We start from the raw sequence: 22,835 nt of genomic DNA, 5'->3' as shown, positions 1-22,835 counted from the left end.
ATTATTACAAGTTGTAAGATTTTGTGTTTAGAATTAAAACTATTTATTATTTCTTCACATATGACAAATTTTAAAGTAAATGAGTGGTTTTTATTATTATATTTCAATTTAGTTTTTTCTTGTATACTTGAAAAAGTAAAAAAATTAGAGGCTCATATGAAAAAACAAATCCCTTTATCTGTACTTGACTTAGTTCCTATTTGTGAAGGATATACTATAAGTGAAGCTATTGAAAATAGTACAAAACTAGCCCAAGCTGTTGAAGAGTTTGGTTTTGAGCGATATTGGATTGCAGAGCATCATAATTTTAGTAGTATCGCAAGTGCAGCTACATCTGTGATTTTGAGTCATATTGGAGCAAGAACAAAAAAAATCAGAATTGGCTCAGGTGGGATAATGTTGCCAAATCATACTCCTTTAGTTATTGCTGAGCAGTTTGGTACCTTAGAGTCAATGTATCCAAATAGAATAGACCTAGGATTGGGAAGAGCACCAGGCACTGACCAAAGAACAGCTATGGCTTTACGAAAAGATAAGAATGATGGTTCAGATTTTCCTGTTATGTTAAACCATTTACAATATCTTTTATCCAATGAAGGTGGCAAAAATGCTATAAAAGCAGTACCGGGATATGGACTTGAAGTACCTATTTGGCTATTGGGTTCAAGTACATTTAGTGCAAGTTTAGCTGGACAAAAAGGTTTACCTTTTGCTTTTGCTTCGCACTTTGCGCCAGATGCTATGATGGATGCAATAGATGTTTATAAATCAAACTTCAAACCCTCAAAACAACTAAAAGAACCCTATATCATAATCTGCATCAATGCCATATGTGCCAAGACAAATGAAGAAGCCAGATATTTAGCTACTACTGAAATCCAAAAATTTCTTTACCTTCAAAGAGGTGATGAGAGACTTATACCTAAACCAACACAAAATATGGATGAGTTATGGGAGGATTGGGAAAAAAAAGCTATAACTCAAAAGCTAAGAGAATCCATCTGGGGAACACCAGAACTTGTAAAAGAGAAGCTAGAAAATCTTGTACAAAGAACGGGTGCTAGTGAAATAATGATAAACTCATGGATTCATAATCCACAAAAAAGAATTCACTCTTATGAACTCATTGCAAAAACTTGGTTTTAAAATATAATAGTAAGAATTGATAAATTAAATGCTATAAATTCTAAAGATAAAAGACTACACAAGATAAAAAAGATATAATTTTTTACTGATAAATAAAATTTAAGCTATTAAAATGGATAAAAATGATTAATTTAAAGAAATGGATATATTTAGCAATATTTCTTGTGATATTTTATTATGTATTTATAGAAAATATTTTTATAACTCTTGGTGTTATTGTTGCCTTATATGTGGCATTTAAACTATATAAGTTTTATGTTAGAAGAAAATTGAACAAACTAATTACTTCTAAAGAGTTATTCAAAAAAAGTGAGTTAGGACTTTTTATCTCTTTGGTTGCAAAAGTAGCTAAGGCTGATGGTCGAGTACAAGAGTTAGAAGCTCAGCTTATTGGTATGATGTTTGATGATATCTCAAAAGTTTTTGATGAAAAACAAAAAGCTAGAGCTATTATGAAAGAGATTTTCAACGAAGAAAAACAAAAAGATGATGATACAAAAGAGCTTGCACAAGCTTTTGATAAATCACTTGGAAGATCTAGACTTAAAAGAAAACAATTTATGAGTTTTTTAATACAGCTTGCATTTATAGATAGTGGTATAGGTGAAGATGAAGATAAAGTTTTACGCCAAATCATGATTGAGTTAAATATCTCTTCTGAAGAATATGAAGCTATTATAAATAAATTTGAAAATATGATGAAAAACAAACAGCAAACTATGGGTGCTGAAGAGGCCTATAAGATTTTAGGTGTTAAACAAAGTGATGATATGAACACAATAAAAAAAGCATATAGAAAACTTATTCGAGAATACCATCCTGATATTATAAGTTCACAAGATAAGGATGAAACTTATATGGAAGAAGCTACTGCAAAAACACAAGAGATAAACCAAGCTTATCAAGTTATTAAAGAGTTGAAAAAATAGATTTTATATTTATTTTTTTAAGCTTAAAAAAAGTATCAGCACTTATTAAAGAGTCAATAGCTATTGATAAAGTTTAGATTATATGGAGAAAAGATGCAAGAAAAGAAATCATTAGATTTACAATTAATTGAACTAAAAGAGTTTATAAAAAAGAATCCATATTGGATATACGAGTATATAAATAGTGAAGTATTAAAAAGTGTTGGAACACTAAATCCAAACTATTATGTAAAACTTATTGAAGATATATTTGTTAAGCAAACAAATATAAAAACAGCTGAACAAAACATAAATCCAAATATATTACCTTATTTTATTTTTACACAGCTTTTTGAAAAAGGGAAGATGGATTATACCTCTTTAAGAGCAGAAACAATTGATTTTACTACAATCAATAAAGAGTCAAAGGTCTATTATAACTATGCAAAATTTTCTTTAAAAGAGGGCACTTTTTATATTGAATTGATGCAAACAAAAATAGGAGGGATGCCTATAGATGAAGATATTGTTAAGTTCACTAAAAAAATTCCAGTAAAGAGTTCAGGTTTGGAAGAGTTCATTAAGAAAAACAAAGACATAGCTTCAAATGATATATTTAAAAAAATAAAAGAAGATATAGATAATATTTTATAAAAAAGCTAGTGTTCAAACTAGCCTTTTTTATTTATAAACTCAACTGCTTTGCAACAAGTTCATTCACTACTTGCGGATTTGCTTTTCCACCAGTAGTTTTCAATACCTGTCCTACAAAGAAACCTAATAGTTTTGTGTTACCTGCTTTAAACTTAGCTACATTATCTGGGTTTTTTGTGATGATTTCATCTATAATTGGTAAGATAATGCTTGGATCACTTATCTGTACAAGACCTTTGTCTTCAACTATTTTGCTTGGATTAACTCCTGTTTGACTCATCTCTTCAAATACTTGTTTTGCAATTTTACTTGAAATAGTTTCTTCTTCTACCATTTTAATAAGTTGGGCTATTTGAAGGGCTGTAAATTTTAATTCACTTACCCCTTTTTCTTTCAGCTCTTTAGCTACATCATTTGCTACAATATTTGCTATTGCTACTGGACTATTTAGCTTGGATAATGCCTCATCATAAAAAGAGGATAGTTGTTTATCCCTTGCTAGGATATTTGCTACTTCACTATTTAGTTTAAGTTCCGTAGTATATTTATCAAATAGTGCCTTTTGTTCTTCATTTAAAGCTTGAGCTTCACCATGTACTACTTCTCTTTTCGGCTCTTGTTTGGGAGCAAGTTTTTGTGCAGTTTCAGTTTTTTTTGTTTTTTTAGCCCAAGAGTCTTTTAGTCCTACTATTTTATTAAATACTGGTTTTTCATCAGTGTAATCAATTGGGTCAGTATAAAAGTATCCTTGTCTTTCAAACTGAAATCTTTCATCTTTTTTTTCAGTGATTACAGCAGGTTCAACAAGTGCATTTTCAATAACTGATAAAGAGTTTGGATTTAAGTCTTCAAGAGCTTCAGGTGTTTCATTTTTATATAATCTATCATAAAGTCTTACTTGGATTTGTTTTGCTTCTTTTGCATCAACCCATTGTATTGCACTTTTTACTTTTATACCACTTGTATCTGAACCACTTTTTGAAGTAGGGCTATATTCTGCTTTTATTTGCGTAATATTTCCATTTGCATCTTTAATCACTTCTTTACATGTGATAATATAAGCGTGTCTTAGTCGTACAGGTTGGTCAAGTGTAAGGCGGTTGTACTCTTTAGAAGGATTTTCCATAAAGTCTTCACGCTCTATATAAATCTCTTTTGAAAAAGGTATTTTTCTTGAACCCTCTTTGGGTACATCATGTGGATAATATGAAGCCTCAATCTCTTCACTTCCTTCATAGTTTTCAATAGTTACTTTTAGAGGCTCTAGTACACACATTACTCTTGGTACTTTTTGGTTTAAATCATCTCTGATACAAAATTCAAGTTGTGATACATCCACCATAGAGTTGGCTTTTGCAATTCCAATTTGGTCACAAAAGTTCAATATAGACTCAGGTGTATAACCTCTTCTTTTATATCCTGCAATTGTTGGCATTCTTGGATCATCCCAACCATTTACATACTTACCATCTACAAGCTCTAAAAGCTTTCTTTTACTCATAACAGTATAGTTGATACCAAGTCTTGCAAACTCATGTTGATAAGGCCTAGGAGGGGTAAGCTTAAGTGTATCCAATACCCAATCATAAATTTCACGGTTATTTTCAAACTCTAGCGTACAAATAGAATGAGTAACCCCCTCTGTATAATCAGATAAACAGTGAGCAAAGTCATACATTGGGTAAACATGCCATTTATCACCTGCTCTATAGTGGTGCGCGTGTCTTATCCGATATAAAAGAGGATCTCTCATCTTCATATTTGAAGCTGACATATCAATTTTGGCTCTTAAGATATGCTCCCCATCTTTAAATTCACCATTTTTCATTCGTTCAAAAAGGTCTAAGTTCTCTTCAATACTTCGATTGGCATATTTGCTTCGTTTTCCTGCTTGGGTAACTGTTCCTCTGTACTCTTTAATCTCATCTTCATTTAGACTATCTACATAGGCTTTACCCATTTTGATAAGTTCAACTGCATAATCGTAGAGTTTATGAAAGTAATCAGAAGTATAATACTCTGTATCACCCCACTCAAAGCCAAGCCATTTGACAGCATCTTTGAGAGCTTCTACATATTTTGTATCTTCTTTAGTTGGGTCTGTATCATCCATTCTAAGGTTACAGTGACCACCAAAATCACGGGCAATACCAAAATTGATACAGATAGATTTAGCATGTCCTATATGTGGAAAACCATTTGGCTCAGGAGGAAATCTTGTAATAACTTCTTTATATTTGCCTGATTTTAAGTCTTCTTCAACTTTGACTCGTAAAAAATCTTTGTGCTCACTCATTATTATTAAACCTTTTAAATAAACTGTGTTTTGATTCTAAAACTATTTAAGAGTTGCATTTTATCAAATAAGTGCTTATAGCACCTTGGGAGAAGTTATTGAATATGATAGCCAATTAGGTTTATAAACTATTATCTATCTATAATTGTAAATTAAGCATGAATTTGTAACTATTAAATAGGTCAGAGTTGAATAAGCTGTTAGTATAATCAAAAGAATCAATGTAGCAAAATGAAAGGATATGCAATGAAACATGAATCTAAAGATAATATCAAAAGTTTAAATAAACTGCTAAATAGAAGAGGGTTTTTTAAAAGTATGGCTTTTCTTAGTCTAGTAACTTTATCAACAACTCCACTACATGCAAAAGGTTCTAAAAAACAATTTAAATATCAAGATACTCCCAAAAATGGTCAAGTATGTAAAGATTGTATGCATTTTGAAGCTAAAACAAATACCTGTAAGATTGTTGAAGGCTCTATAAGTCCAAATGGTTGGTGTACTTTATATAGAGAACCTCCTAAATAGGATTAAGAAAGAATAGGTATAGACTATTTCAGTCCATTGGGTTTGCAAAGATGTTTTTTGTTATGTGCAACACGAAGGCATTTTTTGCAAATAAAAAGTGGGTTTTTAACTATACTTATTATTTCATTTTCATAGGGTGCATAGTCACTTTTTTTTATCCCACACAGTTTTTTTATTTTTTTCATAATTGGCACTTTTTCTTTTATTTATAAAATTAGATTGAAAATAATTCTTGTAGAGTTATCTTTAGTCCTATTGTAATATTTTAAAAAAAGATAGCTGTAGTATAAATAAAGTAAGAGAAAATTTAGTTAAATTGGGTATTTTTATTCTCTTTTTTAATGTAAAGTTATTATTTAGTCTTATAAAAAGAATTGATTTGAATTATTAACTAAAGTAAGATAGAATTAACTAAAGGTAAAAGAGAATGAAGGTTTATTCAAATGTTAGATATTAATCTATGTAATATATTTATTAATACAATTAAGGATTGTATTGCAATATATAAAGTTGTTGATGATGGCGAAGACTTTGAATTTATCGATTTTAATAAAGCTGCAGAAGAGTTAGAAAAAGTAACAAGAGATAAACTTATTGGAAAAAAAGTTACAGAAATATTTCCAGGAGTTGTAGAACTAGGTCTTTTAGATACCTTTAAAAAAGTATATAAAGATGGCGTTTCTGTTAATCATCCTTTGAAATTTTATGAAGATGAACGTATATCTGGTTATAGAGAAAATACAGTTTATAAACTAGACAATGAGCATATAGTAGCTGTTTATTCAGATATTACAAAAGAAAAACAAGCTGAATATCAACTCCAAAGAACTTTGGCATTTTTAAAAAGTCATCAAATAGCTTTAGATGAATCAAATATTGTTACAAAGTCTGATTTGAGTGGAATAATTACCTATGTAAATAGTGCTTTTTGTAAGCTAACTGGTTACAGTGCAGAAGAGTCCATTGGTAGACCACATAGTATTATTAGACATCCAGATAACCCTAGTACGCTTTATCAAGACATGTGGGCAACAATTAAATCAAAAAAAGTGTGGAAAGGAATCTTACAAAATAGGGGAAAACTATGTGACTATTGGGTTGATCTTACTATTTTACCAATTTTAGATGATAAAGATGAGATTGTTGAGTATATTGCAGTTAGACACGATATAACACAAGTAATACAACAGCAACAAAAACTTGACAATATAGCAAATACAGATTCTCTTACAGGACAAGGTAGTAGATACAAACTTATAAAAGATATAGGTGAAAGTAGCTCTCCTGCTTTGGCTATTTTAAATATAGATAAGTTTTCACAGATTAATGACTTGTATGGACATCTAATTGGTGATAAAGTGATAAAACAGTTTTCACAAAGACTTTGGGAAGTGAAAAGTAGTAAATTAATGAATATTTATCATGTAAGTGGTGATGAATTTGTAATTTTACATAAGGATATTACAAAGGATGATTTTCTAGAGAAATTAATACAAATAAAAACAAAACTTGATGATATAAAAATAATTATTGATAAGGAAGATTTATCATTAAGTTTTACTACTGGAATCTCATTTGAGCAGAAAGAACACATACTAGAAACAGCAGATATGGCTTTGAAAATTGCTAAAAAAGAGAACAAATCATTAGTAATATATAGAGAAGAGATATCTTTAAATAAAGAGTATGAAAATAATCTAAAATGGACTAAAAAAATAAAAGAAGCCATTGAAACAAATAGTATTACACCTGTATATCAACCGATTATAAACAATAAAACTGGCAAAATAGAAAAATATGAATCTTTAGTTAGAATAGAAGATAATGATGAATTGATTTCACCTTATTTTTTTCTAGAAATATCAAAAAAGACAAAACAATATACTCATATTACTAAAGTAATGATAGAAAAAACTTTTGAAAAATTCAAAGATATAAATATGATGTTTTCAATTAATATAACAATCGAAGATATTTTAAATGATGAAATAAAAGCTTTTATTTATACTATGTTGGATAGTTATAAGATAGGAAATAGAGTTATTTTTGAAATAGTTGAGTCTGAATCAATAGAGATATTTGAACAAGTACATGAGTTCATCAAAATAATAAAATCCAATGGCTGTAAAATTGCAATTGATGATTTTGGAACAGGGTATAGTAATTTTGAGTACTTAGTAAAACTTGAAGCTGATTATGTAAAAATTGATGGTTCATTAATAAAAAATATTGATTCAAACAATACATCATTTGTAGTTGTAAAAAATATTGCACAATTTTCAAAAGACCTTGGTATGAAAACAATTGCTGAGTTTGTTGAAGACAAAGCCATATTAAAAAAAGTAAATGAAATAGGTATAGACTACTCTCAAGGATACTATTTTGGGAAGCCTCAAAAAGAACTAATTACAGAATAAAATCATAATACTTAATTTTTATAAATTTTATGTAATAATAATAGTTAAAATTCATTTAAGGTTATTTTTAATGTTTCCAAATGTATCAATTAAAAGAATGCTTATTCGTACTGGAATTGCAATAGTTTTTTTAACATTGCTTAGTCTTGTTGTTAGCTTTTATCAACTACATAATATAAAAAGTAAAGTTCATGAAAAAGAAAATGAGATTCTTCCTCATGCAATAAACTTTTTAAAACTTCAAAGAGACGTAATACAAGTACAGCAGTGGTTGACTGATATTTCAGCTACAAGAGCTTATGCTGGTTTTGATGATGGTTTTGATGAAGCTAAGAAATATTTTGATGATGGAAATAAAATACTAGATCATCTAATAATAGAGCATAAAAGTTACAATGAACCAGAGATGGTTAATGAACTTCAGGATTTTAAAACTAATTTTGAGAGTTTCTATAAAATTGGTATTGAAATGGCAAATTCATATATAAAAGATGGACCAGAAGCTGGTAACAAAATAATGCTAAAACTTGACCCTTTTGCAGCAAAACAAACAGATGCTTTAGAAATTTGGGTAAAAGAGCATATTGATGAGAATACTAAACTTGGAAAAGAGATTGAATCTGTAATTACTAATTTTGAGTTTGTTACTGTTATATTTGGATTAACGCTAATAGGCTTTATAGTCTTTATATTTTGGTTAATTGCTACTAAGATTGGAATGTATATTGAAGACTTTAAGAATGGACTTTTACATTTCTTTGAGTTTTTAAATAAAGGGACAGAAACTGTTCCAAAACTTAATGAAGCAGGTGACAATGAAATTAGTGCCATGTCAATAATTATTAATCAAAATATTGAAAATACACAAAAACTTATTAATGCAGATACTGAACTTATAAGTGAAGCTAAAACTGTAATTCAAGATGTTAAACATGGAGTATATTCAAATATAATTGATGCAAAAACACCAAATCAGTCTTTGGAAGAGTTTAAAAATGGTGTAAATGATATGATTACCACATTAAAAGAACATTTTTCAGTAATTAATGTTGTTTTAGCAGAATATGCAAATTATAAATATAAAGCTGTACTTGACATAAAAGGGATAAAAGAAGATGGAGATTTTGCTAAGGTAGCTAAAAGTATTAATATTTTAAAAGACTCAATAACTCAAATGTTGATTGAGAATAGAAATAATGGACTTACTTTACAAGAATCAGCAACAAATCTTTTAGAAAATGTTGATATTTTAAATACTTCTTCTAACCAAGCTGCAGCTTCGTTAGAAGAAACAGCAGCCGCATTAGAAGAATTAACTTCAACTGTAAATAATAATACTGATAAAATAAGTACAATGTCAATATTAGCTAATAAAGTTACAACTTCAGCGAATGATGGAAAAGAACTAGCTAGTAAAACTACAAAATCCATGGATGAAATAAACCAGCAAGTAAATCTGATAAATGAAGCTATATCAGTAGTTGATCAAATCGCATTTCAAACAAATATTTTATCACTAAATGCAGCAGTTGAAGCAGCAACAGCTGGAGAAGCTGGAAAAGGATTTGCAGTAGTTGCACAAGAAGTTAGAAACTTAGCTTCAAGATCTGCAGAAGCTGCAAAAGAAATAAAATCATTAGTTGAAAATGCTACAAGTAAAGCAAATGAAGGGAAGAGTATCTCTGATATCATGAAAAATGGATATGTAGAGTTAAATGAAAATATTGAAAAAACAATAGAACTAATAAGTAATGTTTCATCGTCAAGTAAAGAACAACAAGAAGGTATTGTACAAATAAACGATGCGATAAACTCACTAGACCAACAAACACAACAAAATGCTTCTGTAGCAAATAATGCAAAACAAATTGCAATAAAAACAGACGCAATAGCGCAGTTAGTAGTAGAAGATACTGATAAAAAAGAGTTTGATGGAAAAGAGCTATCTAGAAAAAAAGATAATACTAAAGTAAAAAGTGATAGTACAAAAAAAGTAAATAACAATATTGAAAAAAAGAGTTCTATTCCAGTAGTTAAAAAAGAAACTTCATCTAATAAATCTGTTAGTTCAAATATATCAAATGACGATGAATGGGATAGTTTTTAATTATTAATTTAAATAAAAATTTATTAAATATATTGCCAACAATAAAAAACTATAATTATCTGTTAGAAGTATTATTAAGTAAGGTAATAAGTGAAAGATAAAATAAAAAAATATATTAAAGAGGGTGTAATATTTGTGGTGGTTTTGACAATTGCAATGAATGCAATTAGTTATTATCGCTCACTTGATCTAAATAAAGATAGACTAAACATAGATACATTTTCTCTTTTTGATGGAGCTAAATATGAAGTCTCAAAAGATAAGCCTATACTAATTTATTTTTGGGCTACATGGTGTCCTGTTTGTAAGTTTCAAGCATCTAATATCCAAAAAATATCAAAAGAGTATGAAGTAATAACTATTGCTGTTCAATCTGGAAGCAAAAAAGAGATACAAAATTATCTTGATGAACACAATCTAACATTTAAAGTAGTAAATGATGAAGATGGTTTCTATTTTCACAAGTTTAATATAGAAGTTTTTCCTACTACACTTATATATGATAAAAACAAAAATCTTAAATTTAGTGAAGTAGGGTATACAACTACAGCAGGACTTTATACAAGGATGTTACTGAGTAAATAAGTTATGCTTTATTCCCATTCAAGTTGATTATAATATGTGGATATATTCGCACTATTTAATTGTTCAAAATGCTTAAGATAATCAAACTTATTAGTTTTGACATGATTTTTTACTTCAAAGATATCAATCTCCTCTTCATAGGCTTTTTTCACATCATTTCTTAATATTTTTAGATATTCTAAAGATGCTTTGTATGAATCTTTATCAAAGTTTTTTCCATGTCCACCTAAAAGATATTTTGCTTTGATTTTTGCTAAGTTTTCTAAGGCTTCTATCCAGCCATCTATATTTGAAGTTTTTTTATAACTTAGAAGTCTTCCATTAAATACCATATTTCCTACAAATAAAAAGCTATCATCTTTTGAATAAACTGCTATATCACTTTTCTCTTCTGAAACCTTGCTAGGTTTTATTATTTCAAGTGTTTTTTTACTTCCTTTTATTTTATATCCTCCCCCAACTAAAGTGTCAGCATTTATTACTTCTGTTTTTTGATAAATCTCTTTTGGTAACATTGCTTTCATTCTTTCAAACTTTGAAGGGTTTTGTTTTATGTCATCATTTATAGTTTTGTGTCCTAGAATTTTTGCACCAAGTTCTTTAAAATAAGAGGCACCTTGAATTCTGTCATCGTGATAATTACTTAAAACTACATGGGATATCTTTTTATTTGGATACTCTTTTTTCATTAGCTTATGAAACTCTTTTGCAAATATATAAGTAGGTCCTGCATCGAGTACAACTAAACTATTTCCCATATTTACATAACACATATTTGAAACAAATCCATTGTTTTGTTTATTTGGTGGATTTATATCTCCTATAACACAGCTAATATCATCTGTAATCTTTATAGGTTTTAGTGCATAAATATCTGCAAATAATAGACTACTCAAAACACTCAATAGTACGATAACTTTTTTAATCATAACTTCATCCTTTTGATTGTAGTTAGTAAGTAGTCAATTTTATTTAAATATTACAGGTTTTCTTTACTTGTTGAAGAGTTTTGATTAGTTTTTCTGACTCTTCAAAAGTATCTTCCTTTGTTTGTGCTTTTTGTTCTATCTTTTCTAAAATAGATGCAAGTTCATTAAGTGCAAGATTTAGACAACTTCCTTTTATATAGTGTGCTTGTTGATAAACTTCATTATGTAGATTGTTTTTTATTTTTTCTTCTAATATTAAAATATCATCATTGATTGTCAAAAAGAAGTTTTCTAAAAGCATAAGGGATGTCTCTTCATCTAAATTCAATTGATTCATCGTATTTTGTATTGAAAATAGAGGGCTATCTTCTTCTTTTATAGAGTTTAGTTTATCATCAACAAAATCTTCTTTTGTATAGTGCTCTATCATTGCTTTAAATTTATCAAAAATAATTGGTTTTGCTAAATAATCATCCATTCCTGCAAAGATATATTTTTCCTTATCACCCTCAATTGTATTCGCAGTTAATGCAATAATAGGTACTTTATAGCTATTGTTTTCTTTTTGCATCTTCAAGATTTTTTTTGTGGCACTTACCCCATCTAAAATTGGCATATTTATATCCATTAGGATTAAATCATATTTATTATTACTATATTCATTTACTGCTTCTTGTCCATTGTTGGCAATAGTACATTTCATATCTAATTTATGAATTAGTATTTCGATGAGTTTTTGATTGTTTGGGTTGTCTTCTGCAACTAGTAGATGTTTTTTTGATGTATTTACTTTATCACTAGTTTTTATAGTATCTATTTGTTTTTCTTCTTCAATAATTGTACTATCAGATATGATATTGAATACCTTTGAACCATAAATAGGTAAGTCTAAGTAGTGATGAATAAAATCTTTAATTTCAAAATTACTAATTGTTTTTTTATTTCCAACATAGACAATTTTTGCATTTGGATTTAAAACCTTAAATTTTTGGATATTTTCAAGTAATGAATCATCTTCAAAACAAAAAAGGTAATCAAAATTTTCATTACTTCCAACTTTTGAAAATTCATATACACTTCCAATCTTTTCTAAATAATTTTGTATATTTATTTTTAAATGCTCTTTATCATCTTTTATATCAGACATTGCAAAATTAAGATGTTCATAATGGTGTGAAACTTCATTTTCTCCTTGTTTAATATCCACTTCAAGTGTAAAATAAAAAGTACTTCCTTTGTTCATTTGAGACTGTACTTTTATTTTAGAATCTAACAATTGAATAATCTCTTTACAGATTGAAAGACCTAGTCCTGTTCCTCCATAGTTTCTACTAATACCTGTATCTGCTTGTAAAAATGGCTCAAAAATAACTGCTTGTTGCTCTTTTGAAATACCTATTCCTGAATCTTGAACCCTAAATTCTATAGTAGCTTTATTTTTATTTTTTTCTATTAATTTCATACTGTATATAACATATCCATATTCAGGGGTAAATTTAATTGCATTACTTAAAAGATTAGATAAAACTTGTCTAAGACGTGTTGAATCTGTATAAATAGAGTAAGGAACTTCAGGATCTGCATCATAAATAAAACGTATCTTTTTCTCTTTTGCTTTTATTGAAAAGAGTTCAATAATATGGTCCATTAATGTATTAACAGGAAATGTATCTTTATTAATTTCAAGTTTTCCACTCTCTATTTTAGATAAATCTAAAACGTCATCAACAATATCTAGTAAAGATAAAGCACTTTTTGAAACTATATTTGCATACTCTTTTTGTTCTGGTTCAAGTTTAGACAATGCAAGAATATCTGAAAAACCAATAATTGCATTAAGAGGTGTTCTAATTTCATGGGACATATTTGCTAGGAAAATAGATTTTGCTTTTTGTGCAACAACTGCTTTTTCTCGTGCATGTTCTAATTCTGTAATATCTACTAAAGTGGCTAAGATATGTGTTTTTGCATCAAGTAAAATTTTTTTACAACTTATTCTAAAAATATACTCATTTTTATTTGAGTCCTTATAAGTTACCTTATGCACTTGTTTAGGATTAGATAAAAATTGTTCATACCACTTTAGTCCAAAATTATTTTTTGGGTCTAATTGCTCTTTTTCTTCAAATAGATGACATAAACATTTAACTTTTTTCTTATATTCATCTAAATTGTTATATCCAAAGGTTTCAAAGAACCTATTATTTACATCAATGATACCATCAGAAGGTTCAATAATAAGAGTAATATTCTCTTGTGAATTAAATATAGTATGTATTCTTTGAGTTTGAGATTTTAATTTTTTTTGATATTCAATTTGTGTTGTTATTTCATCTCTTAGACCCATATATTCTTGAATATTTCCTTCTGGGTCAAGTAAGGGAATAATTGTAGAATTTACATAATAAATATCACCATTTTTTTTACGATTTGAAAAAGTACCTGTCCAAATCTTTTTATTTGTAATCGTTTCCCATATATTTTTGTAAAGCTCTTTTGAATTATAAGGATCCCTGACTATATTATGGGGACTTCCTATTAATTCTTTTTCCGAATAACCACTAGTCTTACAAAATCTTTCATTAACATAAGTGATTATTCCACTTTTATCTGTACGACTGACTATAAGTGACTGATCAATTGCAACTTTGTATTGGTGTAATAAGTTAATAATCTCTTTATTTTCAATAGTTTTATTTTCTAGTGATTCTGAACGTTCATCTAGGAGCTTTTTTAGCTGTGCATTTGAGTTCCTCAATTCATCAGAACTAACAGTAATAATATGTTCACTCATACGTCGTTGATCATCAAAATCATCATAAACATCAGATACAATATTGAGTAAATCTTGTATTTTTTCATCAATTGAATCAAAATCAAATGTGCTACCAAGAGTTTTTTTTATCTGACGTTTAAGTAATCTATGCATTTTAATCCTCGTAAATAGTAGTTAATGTCATAGTTTGATTATGTAATTGGCAATTAACTATATCATCATTAAAAGGTGCAATTTCACCATAAGAATAAAACCCTGTTAACTTTACATTTTCACCTAAGATTTCTTGTACTTCTTCAAGTTCATCATCTATTAAATAATTCATGACAATTTTTCGTCCTACACAACTTACCACTAATCCTAAAGCTGTTTTATTATTGGCTTGTTTAATAGAGTTAGCTGCTTTTCCTGCACCATTAATAAGTATATCAATATCTGCTTTCATTAATCGTGCACTATATCCTTCTGGTACATCTCCTGCATAAGTAATAGATTTAGCCTCTTTGTCTATGCCTAAGAGTGTTCGAATAACTTCTGGTGAATCTTCATCTTTTTTAATATTTAAAGGAAACCTCAAGCCACTATTTGGAAGTTCGTCTGCAAGTTCACCTAAATATTTTCTATATAAGTCTAGTGCAGGCTCTCCATCAATTTCATACAATATATTATCTTTTGATTTTGTGATCTTTCGTTGTGTGCCAAATTCACTCCAACCTGCAAAACATCCAGTACCTACTTTTAGGTTTTTTCCATAAAACCCAATGGCCACAATAGTACGCTGTTTAGCAACTCCATTGGCAATAACAAAAGTCTCTTGAAACCTGTCTCCATCTCCTGCCATACCACCAGTTACAGGAATACCGTAATTAACATGATTAATTCCCCTTGCTAGTTGTGAACCATTTATCAATAGTCCATCACTAATTACAAAGATATGTTTGAGTTCTTCTTTATTTAATTTACTAATTAAAGTTTTAGAAAGTTCTTCAATATTATCTCCATCATTAAAAGTTAAAGATGAAACTTCAACCCTTGATTTCTCAAAATTAATAGCAGTTGCAGTTAATTCATAACTTGAAACTTCCGCTGCAACAACATTTCCAGATGTTGAGGAACCAACAATATCAGCATTTGGATAACGTTTTTTTATTTCATTATAACGTTCTTCATTTTTGATAATATCTGTATGTCCAAAGATAAATACGATATTTACATTATTATATTCATCTTCTGGTAAATCACTTGAATGTTTTTTCCATTCATTATCGTATACTAAAGTTTCTATTTGCATGCTTATCCTTTTTAATTTTTAAAATCGTTATGAATTTCTCTAAATAAATCAATATTTTCAACAAACAAATCAACAAGAATGGGATCAAAATGTTTACTTTTTTGTTCTATTAGAAAATCACTTGCTTCTTCAAAACTCCAAGCCTTTTTATAAGGTCGCTGAGAAGTCAAGGCATCAAATACATCTGCAAGTGCTGTAATACGACCCAAAAGAGGAATATTTTCACCTTTTAGTTTATTTGGATAGCCTGTACCATCATATTTTTCATGATGATTTAATGCAATAATACTTCCTGCTTTTAAATATTCACTTTGAGAATGTTGCAATAACTTATATCCAGCTAATCCATGAGTCTTCATAATTTCGAATTCATCATCATCAAGTTTACCTGGTTTTAGTAAAATTTTATCAGGAATAGAAATCTTTCCAATATCATGAAAGGGACATGCATAAAAAATAGTATCTTGAAATTTCTCATTTTGACCATGAAGTTTTGCTAAAAGTTTACTATAATAGGCAACTCTTTCTATATGAGCTCCTGTTTCAGGGTCTTTAAACTCCGCTGCTTGACCCAATAGTCTTAATGTTTCATGTTCTCTATCAATAATAGTTTGTGTAGCTTTTTTAACTTCATATTCTAAAAGTTTACTTTTGTCTTTTAATAGTATGTGACTTTGTCTTAACAATAAAGTGTTAGTAATTCTTGCTTTAAAGGATGGAACATCGATTGGTTTACTTAAAAAATCATTAGCACCACTCTCTAGTGCATTTAAGTGTAAGTCTTTGTCATTACCAGCTGCTGTAATCATAATAATAGGAATTTCTTTGTCTTGGAGTCTAATTTCTTCAATAAATTCTATTCCATTAAGTTTTGGCATCATATAATCAACAATGATTAAGTCATATTGATTATTAAAGTGTCCAATTGCTTCTTGTGGGTCTAAAAAACTCTTAATTTCTAAACCTAACGATTCTGCAAGTATTTCAATGATCATGAGATTGTTTTGATTGTCATCAACTGACAATATTTTCATACCAGCTATATCTTGCATGATATTCCTTTTTATCAATTATATAAAATTTTAGCACAGCAAAATTAACTTAATATAAAAGTAAAAAGCTTTTATATTAAGTTAATTTTTATAGGGCTCATTCTTATAGTTATTTAATTTTTGTTATGCTTTACTAAGCATAGGAAATGTTATAATAAATTTAAGACCTTTGTCATCGTTTTCCAATTTCAAGGTACCATTTAAGCTATTGATAACGACTAGTTTAACCATATAAAGTCCTATTCCTGTGCCATTTTCTTTTGTTGTAAAATATGGGTCAAAAAGTTTTTCTAAATCATTATTTTCAATTCCACCAGCAAAATCGGCAATTGTTAAAATAACTTTATTATCCTCATGATATGAGTTTATCTCAATAACTCTGTTATTTATATCTCTTTCAATATAAGCTTGTATAGAATTTGTAATTAAGTTAATAAAGACCTGGGATAACTCCATTTCAACACCAAAAATATCACTATCTTCTATATTTATAATAATATCAACATTATTTTTTGCAATCTGTGACTTCATCAAATCTAATGAATTATTTATCGCTTTTTCAACTGAAATTCTAACAAATTGTTTTTCTAAATTAAAAAAACTTAAGAAGCTATCAATAGTATCACTCATATGTTGTATCTGTTTTTTTGTATTTGTCGCAAAATCATCTACTGTTTCTTTATTTAGTTCGTTCAAATCATAAGAGAACTTAATATCATGACAATAAAGGGAGAGTATATTTAGCGGTTGTTTTAGCTGGTGAGATATGACCCCTATCATTTCTCCCATACTTGCCATTTTTGAATTATGTACAAGAAGTTTATTTGCCTGACTTAACTCTTTTAGTGTGTTTTTTTTATCTTCAAATAGTTTTATAAATATTTTTAACTTGGAAATTAGTAAGTCATTATCAATTGGCTTTGAAATATATTCTATTACACCTAAATCGTAACCTTTTTTTTGATAAGAATCTTTATCATAAATACCAGTTATAAATATAACTGGTATATCTTTTGTTTTGTCAATACCTTTAATATAATCTACAAACTGAAATCCATCAACATCAGGCATTTGTATATCACTTAAAATCAAATCAATTTTGTTTTTCATTAGTATGCTTATTGCATCTTGGGCATTAAGTGCAGAATATATTTCAATATCTTCAAAACTATCCTCAATCATTAACTTTAAAGAGTAAATATTTTCTTCTATATCATCAAGAATTAAAATATTAAATTTTTCCATTAAATAATCCTTTAAATCAATGTATAATCAAAGTCATTTTCTGATTCTTCAATACAAAGATGAGCAAATTTTTCTAAGTCATTATCTATTTTATCTTTATAAATTAAAATCAAATTATCAATATTTTTTTCTTTTATAAACAAAATATCATCATCACTTAATCTTGATACCTCTAAAATAACTTTTATCTCTTTATTTAAATCTATTTCTTTTAAACTATTAATATTGATAATATTATATTTTGTTTTTAATTGATTAACAATTTTAAAAAATAAAATAGGGTTACTATTTAGAACATATATTTCATCAGTCAAAATAACTTCTTTTTTTTCATCTTTAAAAGTTTTCTTTTCATTTTTTTGTCCAAATTCTAATAAATCTAATCCTACTATTAAATCTTCATTTTTTGAAATAACAAACTCAAAAGAAGAGCCTTTTTCTAACTCACTTGTTACTGTAATACTACCTTTTAATAATAAAGCTAATTCATTACAAATAGATAGCCCTAAACCAGTACCTCCGTAATGTCTTGTTGTAGTTCCATCAGCTTGTTTAAATCTATCAAAAATATACTCTAATTTATCTTCTGGTATGCCTATACCTTCATCTTTAACTATTATTTTTAGGTTTTTATTTTCATCTTTAGCTATTAAGCTTATTTTACCTTTTGAAGTAAATTTTAAAGCATTACTTAATAGATTTTTTATTATTTGTTTTATTCTATTTTCATCACTATATATTAAATCAAGGTTATCATCAATTTTTAATATAAAGTCTAAGTTTTTTATTTTTACTTGAAGGTAAAACATGTCATAAACACTTTTTATTAGTTCTTTTATATTTATTTTGTCATAATTAAGTATTAATTGACCAGCTTCAAGTTTTGAAATATCTAATACATCATTGATAATAAATAACAAATCTTTTCCACATTTATTTATAATTTCTAGGTTTTTAACTTGTTTTATATCTAAGTTATCTGTTTTATTTCTCATCATAACTTCACTTATTACGTTTATTGAATTTAATGGTGTTTTTAGTTCATGACTCATATTTGCTAAAAAATTATCTTTTGACTTATTAGCTTCCATTAACTCAAATCTTTGTTTACGCAAGGCTTTTGTGTACTCTCTTTGTATGCTTTTTCTTTCATTAAGATTATTTTGCATTTTATACATTGATTGAGCAAGAATACCTATTTCATCTTTTGAATTAGTATATGGAACATTAGTTTGCTTATCTTTACCAATCTCAGAAGCTATTTCTGAGAGTTTAGTTAATTTTTTTGTTAAACTATGTCCTATTAGATAAGATATAATCGTTGATAAAAATATCTCAATAAAGATAATAAGTAAAGTCTTATTTTTATTGTTTTCAATAAAAGATGAACTAGCAGAAGTATCAAATATAACATACATTGAACCAATTCTAATTTCATCTTCAAAAAGTTCTTTATAAATTATCTCATAAGATTCTTTTTCAATTTCAATACTTCTGTTTGTTTTTAATTTTATTAGTTCCTTTAAGCTCATATATTCGTATAAATATTGACTTGAAAGAACTTTGTCATTGTTATCCAATAAAACAAAAGAATTCATATATTTAGTTGAGTTTTCAACTAAATCATCAAGGGTTGCTATATCATAAATACTAATTGGAACTTTTACAAGTTGTTCTAAGAATGTGATGTTTGAGTCTATTCTTTCATTAATTAATTTTTTTGAACTATTTGAAATTGTAAAAAAGTTAATAGATACAATTAATACAATAAAAAATATCTCTAATAAAACAAAGGATAGTATAAAACGATATTTAAATGACATGTATTTTATTTAACACCAAGCTGTTTAATTACATCATACTCTTTATTGTTTGTTATTATAAAATCTTTAATACTCAATATATTTTTTATCTCTTCGGGCATACTTATAAATGCTTGCTGGATTTTTATAACTGTTTCTTGTGTAACTCTTGGATGAAATGCAAGTGGATGACTTGGATAGGCAGATGTTTTATATACTACATTGATTTTATCTTTATCATTTTTATCTAGAAAATTGTTATATGTTCTAACTATGCCACCACCCAAATATCCAATATCTCTAGAGATACCTTTATAAACAGAGTCGTGTGAATTTACATATAGTACTTTTGTATCTTTATCCACATCAAAATCAAATTTTGATTTTAATTCAAACTTTGTTAAGAGTGTTGCTGCAAATGCATTGGGTGCAGGAAATAAAAAAGTTTTGCCTCTAAGGTTATCTTTCGTAAATTCTACTTTTTCTTCTTTTGCCAGTAAGATTCCAATAATATTTTTCTTTGCTCTTACAAATGCAGTATATTTTTGTTTTTCATTTGCAATTATAAAATGATATGGATTCATATATGCTACATCATATTTTCCATTGTATAATTCTTCTTCAAATTTAGGAATAGATTTTTCTGTTTTAAAAATAATATTTAAGCCAGTTTCTTTATTTATATACTCTGTTACTTTTAGCCATTTTTTAGCTAACTTTAGTGGACTTTGTTGTGGTACAACACCTAATGTAATATCTGCACCAATAGCATATATTGCAAGTAATGAAATCAGAATTATTTTTTTCATATATTTTCCTATTTATCTCTTTTATATCATATTATAAAATTAATTTATCCCAACTAAATCTTTATGTTATTTACTTTCAATATTATCACACAAAAATATTTGAAAAGTATCAATTTAAAAAGAAAATGATACTTTTCAAATATTTTATATTGATAGAATATTTTTGTAGGTATATTTTATAAAGTACAAATGAATATATAGAAGGTGATATAATTAAAGATTATTATATTTTTAGTTAATCAATAATAGAATAACTAATGGAAAATTTTGAAGAGTATAAGCAAAATATAAAAATATTATGTATTGAAGATGAGTTTGAAGCGAGCATGCTATTAAAAAGAATTTTATCGAAATACTATAAAGAGATTATTTTAGCAAAAAATGGTGAAGAAGCTTTAGAAATTTATCGTAATAGTTATTCAAGTGCTAAGCCTATTGATTTAGTTATAAGTGACATCAATATGCCAAAAATGGATGGTATTGAATTGCTTGAAATGATAAGACAATTTGATGAGTATCTTCCTTTTATATATGTTACTGCTAAATTAGATGTACAAGTACTTTTAAAATTAGTTAAATTAGAAATTATAAACTATATTCAAAAACCAGTAGATGTAGATGAGTTATTACGAAGTGTAGATAAAGTTGTACTAAATAAGTACAAATCACATTTTTTTAATTCTAATCACAAAGAGGAGCTAATTTATATTACCCAAACTCTCAAGTGGGATGATATTAGTAAAGATTTAATTTTTAAAGACGAATCAATAAAACTAACAAAATATGAGTTAAAGTTAGTTGATTATTTACTGTCTAATTTTAATAGAGTTATAACAATGGAAAATATAATAGATGAGGTTTGGGAAGATAGTTTAAGTAATTCTAATAGTACAAATTTGAAAAACCTAATTTCAAGATTAAAGGTAAAAGTACCTGAACTTCACATAGAAAATATCTATGGACTAGGTTATAAAATAAGGGTCTTAAATGGATAATATTAATGAGTTTATAAAAAAACTAAAAATTCTGTATGTAGAGGATGAAGAACAAGCAAGAATAATGTTTTCAAAGTTTTTAAATAAAAAGTTTGAGATATCTATTTCTTGTAGTAATGGTCTTGAAGCATATGAAGAATATATTAAAGCAGAGAAAGAGAATGTACCCTTTGATTTGATCATAAGTGATATTAATATGCCTAAAATTAATGGAATAGAACTTCTTGAAAAAATTAGAGATTTAAATAATGATATCCCATTTATATTTACAACTGCAAGAACAGAATCAGAACAAATGATAAAAGCAATAAATTTAAATGCCCATGCCTACTTATTAAAACCTATTGATTTCTCTCTTATTGACAAAACTATCGAAAAAATTTGCATGGAAATTTATTATAAAAAGAACTATGAACTTCAAAAAAAAGAGACAGAAGCCTACTTATCAATACTTAACAAAGAGGCTATAGTAACTAAAACAGATTTTAATGGGAACATAACTTTTGTAAATGATGCCTTTTTAGATATATCAGGCTATACAGAAGATGAAGTTATGGGACAAAACCACAGTATATTGAAACATCCAGATTCAGCAACAAGTTTATATAAAGAGTTATGGAATACTATAAAAAGTGGTAAAGCATGGGAAGGTACACTTAAAAATAAATCAAAAAATGGCGAAGCATATTTTATCAATACAAAAATAATACCTATTTATGATGATACAGGGAAAAGTATTGTTGAGTTTATTAGTGTTAGATTTGCAGTAACTCAAGAGGAAAATCAAAGAAGAGCACAAAATAAAAGATTTATAGAACAAGTTACAATTTATAAAAAAGAATTATCCAAAATAAAGAAAGAAAAAGAAGAGCTTTCTGCAAAATTTAACAATACTAATTATAACGTCCAACTTTTAAAAGATAAGCTTACTACTTATGAAAATAAAATAAAAAATTTGTTATCACAATTGTCTGCTTATGAAACACAAAACATTAAACTCAATAAAATGGATTTAATGATGAAACAAGATAAGAAAAAACAATTTGATATTATTTCAAAAGATTTAATTCACATAAAAAACCATAATAAGTCTTTAACTACAGAATTAGAAGAGTTAAAAAAGACTTTAGAACATAAAGAAAAAAACATAGAGACGTTGGAAGAGAAAAGAATTCAGCATGAGAAAAGAATTGCAGACTTACTTGACTTAGTAAATAATCTCCAAAAAGAAGTAAAAGTTTTAAAAGGTGAACTTGTAGAAGGGGATTCAGTGTAAGCTAAAGCTAATTTTAATT

The 22,835-nt window shown here is 27.4% G+C and carries 16 protein-coding genes and 1 pseudogene; 9 read left to right on the top strand and 8 right to left on the bottom strand.

All coding sequences use genetic code 11. The annotated features are described in order from the left end of the window. Positions 1-60 precede the first annotated feature (60 nt). The 3 genes from ACNI28_RS01970 (at position 61) to ACNI28_RS01960 (ending at position 2,708) form a co-directional block, all read left to right on the top strand. The gene (locus tag ACNI28_RS01970; RefSeq protein ID WP_419765198.1) at positions 61-1,146 is read left to right on the top strand and encodes an LLM class flavin-dependent oxidoreductase; all 1,086 of its coding nucleotides are present in this window, start codon (positions 61-63) and stop codon (positions 1,144-1,146) included. Between the two features lie 122 nt (positions 1,147-1,268). Continuing rightward, positions 1,269-2,075: a DnaJ domain-containing protein gene (locus ACNI28_RS01965; RefSeq protein ID WP_419765197.1), complete on the top strand. Its 807-nt coding sequence runs from the start codon at positions 1,269-1,271 to the stop codon at positions 2,073-2,075. A gap of 93 nt (positions 2,076-2,168) precedes the next feature. Next, the gene (locus ACNI28_RS01960; RefSeq protein WP_419765195.1) at positions 2,169-2,708 is read left to right on the top strand and encodes a hypothetical protein; all 540 of its coding nucleotides are present in this window, start codon (positions 2,169-2,171) and stop codon (positions 2,706-2,708) included. Positions 2,709-2,739: 31 nt separating this feature from the next. Here ACNI28_RS01960 and ACNI28_RS01955 read toward each other — a convergent pair whose 3' ends face one another. After that, complete coding sequence (locus ACNI28_RS01955; RefSeq protein WP_419765194.1) at positions 2,740-5,004, bottom strand: glutamine--tRNA ligase/YqeY domain fusion protein; 2,265 nt, start codon at positions 5,002-5,004, stop codon at positions 2,740-2,742. 246 nt (positions 5,005-5,250) lie between these two features. Here ACNI28_RS01955 and ACNI28_RS01950 point away from each other — a divergent pair, with 246 nt between their 5' ends. The 4 genes and pseudogenes from ACNI28_RS01950 (at position 5,251) to ACNI28_RS01935 (ending at position 10,641) form a co-directional block, all read left to right on the top strand. Beyond that, on the top strand, positions 5,251-5,532 hold the full coding sequence (locus ACNI28_RS01950; protein ID WP_419765193.1) for a high-potential iron-sulfur protein: 282 nt from the start codon (positions 5,251-5,253) through the stop codon (positions 5,530-5,532). A 443-nt stretch (positions 5,533-5,975) separates the two neighbouring features. Then, a complete protein-coding gene (locus ACNI28_RS01945; RefSeq protein WP_419765192.1) occupies positions 5,976-7,949 on the top strand; it encodes an EAL domain-containing protein in 1,974 nt (657 codons plus the stop codon). Between the two features lie 1,411 nt (positions 7,950-9,360). After that, positions 9,361-10,056 (top strand): annotated as a pseudogene (locus ACNI28_RS01940) (methyl-accepting chemotaxis protein); the annotation flags it as partial. Positions 10,057-10,146: 90 nt separating this feature from the next. Then, complete coding sequence (locus tag ACNI28_RS01935; RefSeq protein ID WP_419765191.1) at positions 10,147-10,641, top strand: redoxin domain-containing protein; 495 nt, start codon at positions 10,147-10,149, stop codon at positions 10,639-10,641. 8 nt (positions 10,642-10,649) lie between these two features. Here ACNI28_RS01935 and ACNI28_RS01930 read toward each other — a convergent pair whose 3' ends face one another. From ACNI28_RS01930 to ACNI28_RS01900, 7 genes are all read right to left on the bottom strand, one after another. Next, positions 10,650-11,570 (bottom strand): MBL fold metallo-hydrolase, encoded by a 921-nt coding sequence (locus ACNI28_RS01930; RefSeq protein WP_419765190.1) that lies wholly within the window; start codon positions 11,568-11,570, stop codon positions 10,650-10,652. Between the two features lie 43 nt (positions 11,571-11,613). Beyond that, the gene (locus ACNI28_RS01925; protein WP_419765189.1) at positions 11,614-14,499 is read right to left on the bottom strand and encodes an ATP-binding protein; all 2,886 of its coding nucleotides are present in this window, start codon (positions 14,497-14,499) and stop codon (positions 11,614-11,616) included. Between the two features lies 1 nt (position 14,500). Beyond that, entirely contained in the window at positions 14,501-15,637 is a 1,137-nt protein-coding gene (locus tag ACNI28_RS01920) for an FIST signal transduction protein (RefSeq protein WP_419765188.1), read from the bottom strand. 11 nt (positions 15,638-15,648) lie between these two features. Continuing rightward, entirely contained in the window at positions 15,649-16,689 is a 1,041-nt protein-coding gene (locus ACNI28_RS01915) for an HD domain-containing phosphohydrolase (protein WP_419765187.1), read from the bottom strand. A 123-nt stretch (positions 16,690-16,812) separates the two neighbouring features. Next, the gene (locus tag ACNI28_RS01910) at positions 16,813-17,934 is read right to left on the bottom strand and encodes a response regulator (RefSeq protein WP_419765186.1); all 1,122 of its coding nucleotides are present in this window, start codon (positions 17,932-17,934) and stop codon (positions 16,813-16,815) included. 11 nt (positions 17,935-17,945) lie between these two features. Then, positions 17,946-19,757 (bottom strand): ATP-binding protein, encoded by a 1,812-nt coding sequence (locus ACNI28_RS01905; protein WP_419765185.1) that lies wholly within the window; start codon positions 19,755-19,757, stop codon positions 17,946-17,948. Positions 19,758-19,762: 5 nt separating this feature from the next. Beyond that, positions 19,763-20,545: a phosphate/phosphite/phosphonate ABC transporter substrate-binding protein gene (locus ACNI28_RS01900; protein ID WP_419765184.1), complete on the bottom strand. Its 783-nt coding sequence runs from the start codon at positions 20,543-20,545 to the stop codon at positions 19,763-19,765. 257 nt (positions 20,546-20,802) lie between these two features. On the opposite strand from ACNI28_RS01900, the gene ACNI28_RS01895 reads away from it, so the two are divergent. Both ACNI28_RS01895 and ACNI28_RS01890 read left to right on the top strand, forming a co-directional pair. Continuing rightward, a complete protein-coding gene (locus ACNI28_RS01895; RefSeq protein ID WP_419765183.1) occupies positions 20,803-21,540 on the top strand; it encodes a response regulator transcription factor in 738 nt (245 codons plus the stop codon). After that, complete coding sequence (locus ACNI28_RS01890; protein ID WP_419765182.1) at positions 21,533-22,816, top strand: response regulator; 1,284 nt, start codon at positions 21,533-21,535, stop codon at positions 22,814-22,816. Before ACNI28_RS01895 ends, ACNI28_RS01890 begins: the two co-directional genes overlap by 8 nt. Positions 22,817-22,835 lie beyond the last annotated feature (19 nt).

Source organism: Arcobacter denitrificans (SeqCode) (assembly GCF_048571185.1).
GTDB classification, from domain to species: domain Bacteria; phylum Campylobacterota; class Campylobacteria; order Campylobacterales; family Arcobacteraceae; genus Arcobacter; species Arcobacter denitrificans.
This window is presented reverse-complemented; position numbering and strand designations above follow the sequence as displayed.